Source organism: Pseudomonas frederiksbergensis, from assembly GCF_003732705.1.
GTDB lineage: Bacteria > Pseudomonadota > Gammaproteobacteria > Pseudomonadales > Pseudomonadaceae > Aquipseudomonas > Aquipseudomonas frederiksbergensis_F.
This window is the reverse complement of the sequence record NZ_MOBR01000006.1, coordinates 518,766-530,943: the sequence shown is the minus strand read 5'-3', so window position 1 is coordinate 530,943 and position 12,178 is coordinate 518,766. Positions and strand designations below refer to the sequence as shown.

The following is a 12,178-nucleotide window of genomic DNA, read 5'->3' as shown; positions in this document are numbered from 1 at the left end:
CTTTCATGGCCGTTGCTATCGACCAACCGGTTACCGACTTCGAAGCACCCGCCACCAGCGGGCAAACCGTCAGCCTTGCCAGCCTCAAAGGCAAGCAGGTGGTGATTTACTTCTATCCGAAGGACAGCACTCCCGGCTGCACGACCCAGGGCCAGGGCTTTCGCGACCAGCTGGAGGCTTTTAAAGCCGCCAACACCGAAGTCTTCGGCGTGTCCCGCGACAGCCTGAAATCCCACGAGAACTTCAAGGCCAAGCAAGCATTCACCTTCGAGCTGATCAGCGACAAGGAAGAAGCGCTCTGCCAACTGTTCGACGTGATCAAACTGAAAAAGCTCTACGGCAAGGAATACATGGGCGTTGATCGCAGCACTTTCCTGATCGACAAAAACGGTGTGTTGCGTCAGGAATGGCGCGGCGTGAAGGTGCCGGGGCATGTGGATGCGGTTTTGGCTGCGGCTCAGGCCCTCAATAAAGCCTGATATTGTGGGCGCCTGTTCCGGCGCCTTCGCGGGCAAGCCTCGCTCCTACAGTTATTTATTGCGCTGTCCTTGTAGGAGCGAGGCTTGCCCGCGAAGAGGCCCTCAAAGCTGACAATTAAAGCAGCGGCGCCACCACCGGCTCCTTGCGCGGCCATGCATCCAGCACAGCCTTGAACAGCGTCGCCAGGGGAATCGCAAAGAACACCCCCCAGAAGCCCCACAACCCGCCAAACAACAACACTGCGCAGATGATCGCCACGGGGTGCAGATTGACCGCCTCCGAGAACAGCAGCGGCACCAGCACGTTGCCATCCAGGGTCTGAATGATCCCGTAGACCGCCATCAGGTAGATGAACTGATCACTCCAGCCCCACTGGAACAAAGCGATCAGCATCACCGGCACGGTCACCACCACGGCGCCGACGTAAGGCACCACCACCGATACGCCCACCAGCAACGCCAGCAGCGCCGCGTAGTTGAGTCCCAGCACGACGAAACCGATGTACGTCACGCCACCGCAGATGAAAATCTCGATGACCTTGCCCCGAATGTAGTTGGCGATCTGCCGGTTCATTTCATGGGCGACGCGGGTGATCAGCGCCCGCTCCCGCGGCAGGTAGCCGCGAACCCAGTGCCCGATCATTTCCCGGTCTTTCAGGAAGAAGAACACCAGGATCGGCACCAACACCAGGTAGATCATGATGTTGACCAGCAGCGGCAGGCTCGACAACGAGAACGTCAGTGCCCACTGACCAAACTTGCCGATCTCGCCCCGGGCCACCTCGATGGCTTGCAGCACTTGCTCGTCGGACACCAGATGCGGGTAGCGCTCAGGCAGCAGCAACAGCAGCGACTGCCACTTGGCGAGCATCCCGGGCAACTCGTTGAACAACGTGATCAACTGATGCCAGAGCAACGGCACCACGACCACGATGAACACCAGCAACACCCCCATGAACAACGCAAAAACCAGCCCCACGGCCACGCCACCGGGCATGCGTAGACGCTCGAGGGTGACGACCAGTCCCTGCATCAGATACGCCAACACCATCCCGGCCAGCACGGGCGCGAGCATGCCGCCCAAGGTGAGCACCGCGGTAAACCCCAGGAACAGCAGCACCGCCAACACCACGGCTTCTTCATCGGAGAAGTAGCGCTGAATCCAGTCGCGTAACACTTTGAACATCAATAATCCTTAGTAACGAACGCAGCCGGTTTCAGGCTTTTTTCAACCAATAGCGGTAAACACCCGCCTCGTCTTCTTCACGCAGCAGCGTATGACCGGCCAATCGTGCAAAGGTGCGGAAGTCGCGCTGGGAGCCCGCGTCCGTGGCGATCACCTTGAGCACCGCGCCGCTGGTCATCCGATTGAGCTCCAACTTGGCCTTGAGCAATGGCAACGGACAATTCAGGCCACTGGCGTCCAGTTCAACGTCATGGGCTACAGCATCGGTCATTGCATCACTCCGGGTCAGGTGGTTGAGCGGCCTAGAATATCTGGTCCGAAGCCCACTGTCCGGCTACAGTAAGGTCTTTGTCGACTAAGGCTTTGTGCATGACTTTTTTGCGCCCTACCCTGCTGACGCTCGCTTGCCTGCTCGCCTCACCAGGCTTCGCCGACGACCTGCCGTCACTCGGTGATGCCAGTTCTGCCATCGTCTCGCCGCAACAGGAACACCAGTTGGGCCGCGCGTGGCTGGCGATGCTGCGCAGTCAGGTCCAGCAGCTCAATGATCCGCAGCTCAAGGACTACGTCGAATCCAGCGTTTACAAACTGGTCGAAACCAGTCAAGTGACTGACCGGCGCCTGGAGTTCATCCTGATCAACAGCCCGGAGCTGAACGCCTTTGCCGCGCCAGGCGGGATCGTCGGGGTCAATGGCGGCTTGTTCCTCAATGCCCAGACCGAGGGCGAATACGCGTCGGTACTGGCTCACGAATTGGCTCACTTGTCGCAACGCCACTTCGCTCGTGGTGTTGAAGCTTCGCAACGCATGCAAGTGCCGATGATGGCCGCCCTGCTGGCCGGGATCGTGATTGCCGCCGCCGGTGCCGGCGATGCCGGGATCGCCACCATTGCCGGCACCCAGGCCGCCGCGATTCAGGAACAACGGCGCTTCTCGCGTCAGAACGAGCAGGAGGCTGACCGGATCGGCATCATCAATCTGGAAAAGGCCGGTTACGACCCGCGCTCAATGCCAAATATGTTCGAACGCTTGATGCGCCAGTACCGCTTCGACGCAAAGCCACCGGAATTCCTGTTGACTCACCCGGTGACCGAATCGCGGATCGCCGACACCCGCAACCGTGCCGAACAATCCAAACAGGGCGGCATCGAAGACAGCATGCGTTATCAGCTGATTCGAGCACGGGTGCAGCTGATTTATGAAGAAACCCCTGGCCTGGGCGCCAAACGCTTTCGCGCGCAACTCGATGAAAACCCGAAAAGCGATGTCGCCCGTTATGGCCTGGCCATTGCCCAGATCAAAGGTGGCCAGCTGAATGAAGCCCGAGAGAATCTCAAGCAACTGTTGGCTACAGCGCCGAACGAGATCATCTACAACCTGGCCCAGGTTGATCTGGACATCACCAACAATCGCCTGCCGGACGCCCAGACCCGGGTCGACCGGCTGCTCACCCAGTTTCCGGGCAACTACCCGCTGAACCAGGTTCGTGTCGATTTGCTGCTCAAACAGAACCGCACCGCCGATGCGGAAAAAGCCCTGGAAAACCTGCTCAAGTCCCGTCCGGACGATCCGGACGTGTGGTACATGGTGGCGGAAACTCGCGGCCTGTCGGGCAACATCATCGGCTTGCATCAGGCGCGCGCCGAATATTTCGCATTGGTCGGCGACTACCGCCAGGCCATCCAGCAACTGGACTTCGCCAAGCGCAAGGCCGGCGGCAACTTCCCATTGTCGTCGCGGATCGATGCACGGCAACGCGAGCTGATGGAGCAGGAGCGGATGATCAAGGACATGATGGGCTGATTTTTTTACAAAATCCGGGCACAAAAAAACCGCCTCTTTCGAGGCGGTTTTTTATTCAGCCGACAACCGGTTTATTCAGCCAGTTTGAAGGTGATGAAGCTGGCGCGATTCTGACGCAGAACCCGCATCGACACCGAGCGGTTCTTCGGCAGCGCCTTGGCAATCTCGGTGAACTCCTTGGTGGAGCCGATCGCCTGATTGTTCAGGTGCGTAATCACATCGCCTGGCTGCAGGCCAATCAACGAAGCAGGACCGTCCTGAACCTCCTTGATCACCACACCACCCTTGAGGTCGTAGGTTTTCTTCTGTTCATCGGTCAGCTCGGTGACAGAAACACCTAAGCGGTTGCTGCTGCCTTCGACACCGGTTTTCGGCACGGCGTCCAGTTCCTTGCCTTCTTCCGGGATAGCGCCGACGGTCAGCTCGACATTCTTGCGCTTGCCCTCGCGGATCACCTCAAGATTGGCCTTGGAGCCTGCCTTGAGCGCGCCGACCAGATGCGGCAGATCAGCGGACATGACGATCGGTTGACCGTTCATGCTCAGGATCACGTCACCGACCTGCAGGCCACCCTTCGCCGCCGGGCCGTCATCCTGGATCTGAGCCACCAGCGCACCGGCCGGCTTCTCCAGACCGAACGATTCGGCCAGATCCTTGTTCACTTCCTGGATCACTACACCCAACCAGCCACGGCTGACTTTGCCGCCGCTTTTCAGCTGATTGGAGACGTCCATCGCTACATCGATAGGGATCGCGAACGACACGCCCATGAAGCCACCGGAACGGGTGTAGATCTGCGAGTTGATCCCGACCACTTCACCGTTCAGGTTGAACAGCGGGCCGCCGGAGTTACCCGGGTTGATCGGCACGTCGGTCTGAATGAACGGAACATAGTTTTCATTCGGCAGGCTACGACCGATGGCGCTGACGATACCTTGGGTCACGGTGTGGTCGAAACCGAACGGCGAACCGATGGCGACAACCCACTGGCCGGCCTTCAGGTCCTGGGATTTGCCGAGTTTCAGAACGGGCAGGTCCTTGCCTTCGATTTTCAACAGCGCCACGTCGGAACGTGGGTCAGTGCCGATCAGCTTGGCTTTCAACTCACTGCGGTCGGCCAGACGGACGAGAATTTCGTCGGCATCGGCAATGACGTGATTGTTGGTCAGGATGTAACCGTCAGGCGAGATGATGAAACCCGAGCCCAGGGACTGGGCTTCACGCTGACGATCGCCACGGGGCGAACGCGGCTGCGGCATGCCGCGCTCGAAGAACTCGCGAAGCGCTGGCGGCAAGCCTTCAAGATCAGGCATCTGGCCCGACACTTTGCGATCCGGCAGTTTTTGCGTGGTGCTGATGTTCACCACTGCGGGCGAGGCCTGTTCGACCAGTTGCGTAAAGTCAGGCAATTCGGCCGCTTGAGCAGGGACCGCCTGACCGAGCACTAGCACGGTGGCAAAAATGGAAAGATAAGACTTCAAGCGTGGTATCGACATACGGCTCCCGTTACGACGAGCATGGTTAAGCGATATGGAGCAAGGAACACCGGGAACGATACGCCGGTATTTTTGTTCCGGGAACAACAAACAAGGCCAGAGCCGAGAGGCTCTGACCTATAGAAAAATCCGGGGGTATTTGCAAATGAAAATGCTCACCAAACATTTCGACATCTCAATGGCGGGATAGGCATTGCTGACCTCTCGCACAATCAAATCGCCGATCCATGAGCATCACCATTCAGCTCACTGTTTGGCCGTAGCAGCACTATTGCGCATGGACAGCGCAATTCGTTCGGCGGTGCCAATCGGAATTTCACCGACCACGGTCACCATCATCTCGCCCTGGGGGGTGGTCAAGCGCCGGGAAACGGCGACGGTTGGACCCAGTTGAGTACGCGTATCGGTGACTGTTGCGCCGTTCAATGGCTCAAGGAACACCGAGAAACGGGCCAAGCCATCGTCGTACATCAGGCTGCTGACTTGAGTTTTGGTTTCAGGGTCTTTGCGCGAAGAACTGCTGCTGAGTTCGAAACCTGGCGGCAGCCAGTCCGAATGCCACTCATCTGCGGTCTTGAGGGCAGTGGCTTTATCCGCGTTGGGCGTGAGCGCCTTGCAATCCGGGCCGGCCTGCAAATCACTGTCCGACGGAACCTCGGCGGTGTCCAGTTGCGTGAACTGGAAGCGTTCCAGTAACTGACCCTTGTCATTCAACAGCAATGACTTGAGGGGCAAGCCAGTTTCCTTGTCCAGGTGTAACTCGAAACCGTAACGATGCTGATCGCGCGGCGTCAGTGAAACAATCACCGCCGCACGCCCAGCCACACGCGACTTGCCGATGACGGCAAGGTCGTACCAATTCTTGAGCTTTTGTGGATCGAGTGCACGAGCAGCAGAGTTGGGAGAGTCCCCCAGCCCTGCGATCAGGGTGCCGCTGACGCATTGAGTATGTCCATCAATGCGCACGACTTCCTGTGCCGAGCCGTCGAGCTGGAGTAAACGCTCGCGGACCTTGCCATCCTGGACGCGGTGCCAGATGTTATGGGTAGAAAAACTACCGTTACGCTCGTAAACAAAAGTACCGTTAAAGCTTTGCTGTTGCTCGGCCTGACCCAGACGTGTCAACCAGTCTTGGGCTTCATCGGCGTGGGCTGGAACAACAAACCAGCCACCGAGCAGAAGCGTAAGTAAAGGTATGGCGCGCATGATCCTCCTTAGCGGTTTTCCAGGCTTGCTGCACGAGCGTAAGGCAGAGCGCTTTCAGTGCCTTTCAGTGCAGCCTGTTGAGCATGTTGGCGCAAGTAGCTTGGCAGACGCTGATCGTGCCAGCCCGGCTGACCTTGCAATACGCCGTTGGCCATAGGGCCAGTGGCTTCCGAACTCTCACTATAGCCTGCCAATACAGCCGGACCCTTGACTTGTGGAACCGCCAGGGTGGACTGCGTGGATTGCTGAGCCAATTCGACACCAGCAATTTCGTCCTGGTTGTACAGACGAACACCTGCCAATACAGCAACGGTTACCGAAGCAGCGACAGCCAGACGACCCAGGCTGCGCCATGGACCGCGAGATGCCTTGGCCGGGACGGCTTCGTCTTCCAGCGCAGCAGAGACTGCCGCAGCGATGTCCAGACGTGGAAGCAGCAGATCCTTATGCATGACTGCCCGAGCGATCTGGTAACGAGCCCAGGTTTCGCGGGTTTCAACATCGTCAAAGGCATTCAGTACCCGACGCAATTCCAGCTCATCCGCTTCGTTATCCATCACTGCGGACAGCGATTCCTGCAGGGCTTCACGACTCATGGCGTTCCTCTCTTGGCTGTCGCCGCTGTCTCAGTTTTCCTGCAACAACGGCTGCAGGGCTTTATCGATGGCTTCCCGAGCCCGGAAAATCCGGGAGCGCACGGTACCCACCGGGCATTGCATGACGGCTGCAATGTCCTCGTAACTCAGACCATCGAATTCACGTAAAGTTAAGGCCGTACGTAAATCTTCTGGAAGTTGCTGGATGGTTCGATGGACGGTGCCTTCGATCTCATCCCGCAGCAATGCGCGTTCTGGCGACTCGAGATCCTTGAGGCCATGATCGCCGTCGTAGAACTCTGCGTCTTCGGAACTGACATCACTATCCGGCGGCCGACGGCCGCGTGAAACCAGATAGTTTTTCGCCGTGTTAATGGCGATGCGGTAAAGCCACGTGTAAAACGCGCTGTCTCCGCGGAAATTACCAAGTGCACGGTACGCCTTGATAAAGGCTTCCTGTGCGACATCCTGGGCTTCATGGGTGTCGTGCACGAAACGCACGATCAACCCGAGAATTTTGTGCTGATATTTCAGCACTAGCAGATCGAAAGCTCGCTTGTCGCCGCGTTGAACGCGCTCGACCAGCTGCTGATCCTCTTCCTGGGTTAGCATGAACACTCCTCGATAAGCTCGAAGGAGGCTTGCATAACTAAACGACCAGACTTGCAAACATAGACTCGGGCTTTTCGCAAAAGTTCTCCCCCTCCAAGCAAGTTTCCTGCGGGCTCTGATTTGGCACGCACGAAAAGCGCAGCTCGGGATAACCCGGCTGCGCGAATAATCTTGTCATCGGATTCGCCGGCAAGGACCAAACCGCAGGTCCCGCACTGAAGCCGACACTGTCCCTTGATTCAGGCAACCAGCTATTGATCTTGGGCCTTTGGCAAAAGTTCCAAATATTTATAGCCGGGTGCAACCGACATTGTGCAACCGTGGGGCGAAAAAGACTGTTAAATCGTTGATACAGTCGTCTTGTCGCCGAACCGGCGAAAAAAACATCCGACGAAGCGTCCAGTCTTTTCCGTCACAGTAGTTTCACAATGCCATGTAGGCCCGGCTATTGTGCCGCTCCCCCCCTCTATATACTAGTGGGCTGTGTGGCTGCCTGACTCGCCGATCCAGGTGTCTTGCGCCAACCCCGACCCGGGTCGCTTTGAGCGGAATCCTGAAATGAGCCAACAGTTTCAACATGATGTCCTGGTGATTGGCAGCGGCGCTGCCGGTTTGAGCCTTGCGCTGACCTTGCCCGGTCACCTGCGCATCGCCGTACTGAGCAAAGGCGACCTCGCCAATGGCTCGACGTTCTGGGCCCAGGGCGGTGTCGCCGCCGTGCTGGATGACACCGATACCGTTGAATCCCACGTCGATGACACCCTCAATGCCGGCGGTGGCCTGTGCCATGAAGACGCCGTGCGCTTTACCGTCGAGCACAGTAAAGAAGCCATCCAGTGGTTGATCGACCAAGGCGTCCCCTTCACGCGGGACGAGCAATCCGGCACCGAAGACGGTGGTTTCGAGTTCCACCTGACCCGAGAAGGCGGCCACAGCCATCGGCGCATCATCCATGCCGCCGATGCCACGGGCGCAGCGATTTTCAGAACCTTGCTCGATCAGGCGAAAAAACGCCCGAACATCGAACTGCTGGAACAACGGGTCGCCGTTGACCTGATCACCGAAAAACGCCTGGGCCTGGAAGGCGATCGCTGCCTCGGCGCCTATGTGCTCAATCGCGCCAGCGGGGAAGTCGACACCTACGGCGCACGCTTCGTGATCCTCGCATCCGGCGGCGCCGCCAAGGTCTACCTCTATACCAGCAACCCCGACGGCGCCTGCGGTGATGGCATCGCCATGGCCTGGCGCTCTGGCTGCCGAGTGGCGAACCTGGAATTCAACCAGTTTCACCCCACCTGCCTGTATCACCCTCAGGCCAAGAGTTTCCTGATCACCGAAGCCCTGCGCGGCGAAGGTGCACACCTGAAGCTGCCCAATGGCGAACGCTTCATGCAGCGTTTCGACCCGCGTGCCGAACTGGCGCCACGGGACATCGTCGCCCGGGCCATCGACCATGAAATGAAGCGTCTAGGGATCGATTGCGTCTACCTGGACATCAGCCACAAGCCGGAAGCGTTCATCAAGACCCACTTCCCGACTGTTTATGAGCGCTGCCTCGAATTTTCCATCGACATCACCAAGCAACCGATCCCGGTGGTGCCGGCGGCGCATTACACCTGCGGCGGCGTGATGGTCGATCAGCAGGGCCGCACCGATGTGCCGGGCCTGTACGCCATTGGCGAAACCAGCTTCACCGGCCTCCACGGCGCCAACCGCATGGCCAGCAACTCGCTGCTGGAATGCTTCGTCTACGCACGTTCGGCAGCGGCGGACATTCTCCAGCAGTTGCCGCAGATTTCGATCCCCATCGCCCTGCCCGTCTGGGATGCGAGCCAGGTGACCGACTCCGACGAAGACGTGATCATTGCGCACAACTGGGATGAACTGCGGCGATTCATGTGGGACTACGTGGGCATCGTGCGCACCAACAAGCGTTTGCAACGGGCGCAGCATCGGGTGCGCCTGTTGCTGGACGAAATCGATGAGTTCTACAGCAACTATAAAGTCAGCCGGGATTTGATCGAGTTGCGCAACCTGGCTCAGGTGGCGGAGCTGATGATCCGGTCAGCGATGGAACGCAAGGAAAGTCGCGGCCTGCATTACACCCTCGACTACCCGAACCTGCTGCCGGAGGCGCTGGACACTATTCTGGTGCCGCCCACCTACGCCGACTGAACTTCAACCGGACCCGCAGGCGTCGGTGCAGATCCGCCGCCTGCGCATCCCGGGGCACGCAGATCGTCCTGACTCGCCGCTCGCCCCTCAGTCTAAACCGCAGCACCACGACCGACGGTAGCGCCAAGCTGTCCGGTCGCAGTTGTGCCGGCTGCCAGCCGCTCGCCTGATTCCACACCTGCCAGCCATCGGCGTCGCGGCGAAAACCGCAAAACGCTTGGGGATGTGTCAGCAGAATCTGTCGCGGCAGCGTCCAAAATCCGTGAGCTGCGCACAGAAAAACGCCGAGCAGACTGGCCCAGACCGGTATAGAAAGAAGAAACAACGAACCCAGCGCGAATAGCTGGGCCAAACCATAAGCCGCCAGCAACTGCCGTGAGGCATGCCAGCGGCATTCGAACGCATTACTTGGGCTGGACACGATCCAGGATCATGCGAACCATGCGCTGAAGCTCCGGATCTTCCGATTCGGCACGTTCCATGAACCAGCCGAACATGTCCTGATCTTCGCATTCGAGCAGCTTGCGGTAGCAATCGCGGTCGACATCATTGAGGTGCGGATAGACCTCTTTCACGAACGGCACCAGCAACACGTCAAGCTCAAGCATGCCGCGGCGGCTGTGCCAGTAGAGGCGATTCAGTTCAACATCTTCGACCATGGAGCGCTCCTCAAATAGGCGGCAAGTATACAGCCCAAAGCTTGAGCGAACAGTCGGCTTTGGTCGGGCCTCCTGTCCTTTTGTGAACTACCCATTTCAAGGGCGCACCCTTATGATGTCCTCCAGACTCTTTACCCTGCGATGACCCATGGCCGATTCTGCTTTTTTCTGCACCCTGTCACACGAAGGCATTCTCGCGGTCCGCGGCGCGGATGCCGGCAAATTCCTGCAGGGCCAACTGACCTGCAACCTCAACTACCTGAGCGACACCCAGGCCAGTCTCGGTGCCCGCTGCACCCAGAAGGGCCGGATGCAGTCGAGTTTCCGCATTCTGCTGGAAGGCGACGGCGTGCTCCTGGCCATGGCCACCGAGCTGCTGGAGCCACAACTGGCAGACCTGAAAAAGTATGCTGTGTTCTCCAAATCCAAACTGACCGACGAAAGCGCCGCCTGGGTTCGCTTCGGCCTCGACCACGGCGATGCGGCACTGAGCAGCCTGGGTCTTGAGTTGCCGGCAGACACCGACAGCGTTGCGCGCAATGACGGCTTGATCGCCATTCGCGTCTCACCGGAACGCGCCGAACTCTGGGTTGCCGCCGATCAAGCGGACGCCATCAAGGGCAAGCTGTCCGCTCTGCTGGCCGAAGGCGAGCTGAATCAGTGGCTGCTGGGTCAGGTTCGCGCTGGGATCGGCCAGGTCATGCCGAGTACCCGCGAGCTGTTCATCCCGCAGATGCTCAACCTGCAAGCCGTCGGCGGCGTTAGTTTCAAGAAAGGCTGCTACACCGGCCAGGAAATCGTCGCGCGGATGCAATACCTGGGCAAACTCAAGCGTCGCTTGTATCGCCTGCAACTGGACGCCAGTGACTTGCCCGAGCCCGGCACCCAGCTGTTTGCGCCGAGTCACGGCAGTTCGATCGGCGAAGTCGTGATTGCCGCCCGCAGCGAGCAAAACATTGAACTCCTGGCCGTGCTGCAAGCCGAAGCAGCAGAGGCCGGTGACATCCACCTGGCGGCGCTCGAAGGCCCTGCCCTGCACTTGCTCGACCTGCCTTACGCCCTGGATCGCGATAAAGAAATCCAGCGCTGACAGCAGTATTTTTATGCAAGACCCTAGAGAACAGAAATGAGTGAGCTGGCGGATAAGGTCCAACAGGATTTGGTTGAGGCCATCGATAACGATGACCTGGTTCTGCCAACATTACCGGAAGTGGCCCTGCAGATTCGCAAGGCCGCTGAAGATCCGGAGATCAGCGTTAGCACCCTGAGTAAAGTGATCGGTCGCGATACCGCGTTGTCGGCGCGCCTGATCAAAGTGGTCAACAGCCCGTTGTTGCGTGCGACCCAGGAAGTCACCGACCTGCACACGGCCATCACCCGGTTAGGCGTGAACTACAGCAGTAACCTGGCGATTGGTCTGGTCATGGAGCAGATTTTCCACGCCCGCTCCGAAGTCGTGGAACAGAAAATGCGCGATGTCTGGCGCAAAAGCCTGGAAATCGCCGGGATCAGCTACGCGCTGTGCCGCAGCTACACCCAACTCAAACCCGATCAGGCGGCGCTCGGCGGCCTGGTGCATCAGATTGGCGTACTGCCGATCCTGACCTACGCCGAGGATCACTATGAGCTGCTCTCGGACCCGGTCAGCCTCAACCATGTGATCGACCGCATTCACCCGCTGCTGGGCGACAAATTGCTCAGCGTCTGGGAGTTTCCGGAAATGCTGGTGAAATTGCCGGGGCAGTACCTGGACTTCAAGCGTGATTCCAAACGTGTCGATTATGTCGACGTGGTGCAGGTCGCGAGCCTGTATTGCCACAAGGACACCGACCATCCGCTGGCTCGGATCGATGCGTTCAATGTGCCGGCGTTCAAGAAGCTGGGGATTGATCCGGAGAATGAGGCGATGTGCCGGGATCTGGAAGAGTCGCGGTCGATGTTTTATTAAAAGCTTCGCGGGCAAGCC

At 58.7% G+C, this 12,178-nt stretch carries 13 protein-coding genes; 5 read left to right on the top strand and 8 right to left on the bottom strand.

Features of this window, described 5'->3' with window-relative positions:
* Nucleotides 1–5: 5 nt before the first annotated feature.
* Complete coding sequence (locus BK667_RS07435; protein WP_123597202.1) at nt 6–479, top strand: peroxiredoxin; 474 nt, start codon at nt 6–8, stop codon at nt 477–479.
* A 115-nt stretch (nt 480–594) separates the two neighbouring features.
* On the opposite strand, the gene BK667_RS07430 is transcribed toward BK667_RS07435, so the two are convergent.
* The gene (locus BK667_RS07430; protein ID WP_123507606.1) at nt 595–1,665 is read right to left on the bottom strand and encodes an AI-2E family transporter; all 1,071 of its coding nucleotides are present in this window, start codon (nt 1,663–1,665) and stop codon (nt 595–597) included.
* Between the two features lie 31 nt (nt 1,666–1,696).
* The gene (locus BK667_RS07425; RefSeq protein ID WP_123507604.1) at nt 1,697–1,936 is read right to left on the bottom strand and encodes a sulfurtransferase TusA family protein; all 240 of its coding nucleotides are present in this window, start codon (nt 1,934–1,936) and stop codon (nt 1,697–1,699) included.
* 98 nt (nt 1,937–2,034) lie between these two features.
* On the opposite strand from BK667_RS07425, the gene BK667_RS07420 reads away from it, so the two are divergent.
* Nucleotides 2,035–3,468, top strand: coding sequence for a M48 family metalloprotease (locus tag BK667_RS07420; RefSeq protein ID WP_123507602.1), 1,434 nt, complete (start codon nt 2,035–2,037; stop codon nt 3,466–3,468).
* A gap of 71 nt (nt 3,469–3,539) precedes the next feature.
* On the opposite strand, the gene BK667_RS07415 is transcribed toward BK667_RS07420, so the two are convergent.
* The 4 genes from BK667_RS07415 to rpoE all read right to left on the bottom strand — a co-directional run bounded on the left by BK667_RS07415 (nt 3,540) and on the right by rpoE (nt 7,378).
* Nucleotides 3,540–4,964: a DegQ family serine endoprotease gene (locus tag BK667_RS07415; protein WP_123507600.1), complete on the bottom strand. Its 1,425-nt coding sequence runs from the start codon at nt 4,962–4,964 to the stop codon at nt 3,540–3,542.
* A 246-nt stretch (nt 4,965–5,210) separates the two neighbouring features.
* Entirely contained in the window at nt 5,211–6,170 is a 960-nt protein-coding gene (locus BK667_RS07410; RefSeq protein ID WP_123507598.1) for a MucB/RseB family sigma factor regulatory protein, read from the bottom strand.
* Nucleotides 6,171–6,178: 8 nt separating this feature from the next.
* Nucleotides 6,179–6,766, bottom strand: coding sequence for a sigma-E factor negative regulatory protein (locus BK667_RS07405; RefSeq protein ID WP_123507596.1), 588 nt, complete (start codon nt 6,764–6,766; stop codon nt 6,179–6,181).
* 30 nt (nt 6,767–6,796) lie between these two features.
* Nucleotides 6,797–7,378, bottom strand: a complete 582-nt coding sequence (gene rpoE, locus BK667_RS07400) for an RNA polymerase sigma factor RpoE/AlgU (protein ID WP_007944079.1) — start codon at nt 7,376–7,378, stop codon at nt 6,797–6,799.
* A gap of 558 nt (nt 7,379–7,936) precedes the next feature.
* Between rpoE and nadB the strand changes: the two genes are divergently transcribed.
* The gene (nadB, locus tag BK667_RS07395) at nt 7,937–9,553 is read left to right on the top strand and encodes an L-aspartate oxidase (RefSeq protein WP_123507594.1); all 1,617 of its coding nucleotides are present in this window, start codon (nt 7,937–7,939) and stop codon (nt 9,551–9,553) included.
* Here nadB and BK667_RS07390 read toward each other — a convergent pair.
* Nucleotides 9,522–9,974, bottom strand: coding sequence for a protein YgfX (locus BK667_RS07390; RefSeq protein ID WP_123597201.1), 453 nt, complete (start codon nt 9,972–9,974; stop codon nt 9,522–9,524). The two genes, nadB and BK667_RS07390, sit on opposite strands and share 32 nt — an antisense overlap.
* Nucleotides 9,958–10,212, bottom strand: a complete 255-nt coding sequence (locus tag BK667_RS07385) for an FAD assembly factor SdhE (protein WP_007944081.1) — start codon at nt 10,210–10,212, stop codon at nt 9,958–9,960. Before BK667_RS07385 ends, BK667_RS07390 begins: the two co-directional genes overlap by 17 nt.
* Nucleotides 10,213–10,360: 148 nt before the next feature.
* Between BK667_RS07385 and ygfZ the strand changes: the two genes are divergently transcribed.
* Both ygfZ and BK667_RS07375 read left to right on the top strand, forming a co-directional pair.
* The gene (gene ygfZ / locus BK667_RS07380; RefSeq protein WP_123597200.1) at nt 10,361–11,302 is read left to right on the top strand and encodes a CAF17-like 4Fe-4S cluster assembly/insertion protein YgfZ; all 942 of its coding nucleotides are present in this window, start codon (nt 10,361–10,363) and stop codon (nt 11,300–11,302) included.
* A 36-nt stretch (nt 11,303–11,338) separates the two neighbouring features.
* Nucleotides 11,339–12,160 carry an HDOD domain-containing protein gene (locus tag BK667_RS07375; protein WP_123597199.1) on the top strand — a complete coding sequence of 274 codons (822 nt, stop codon included), beginning with the start codon at nt 11,339–11,341 and terminating at the stop codon, nt 12,158–12,160.
* Nucleotides 12,161–12,178: the final 18 nt, after the last annotated feature.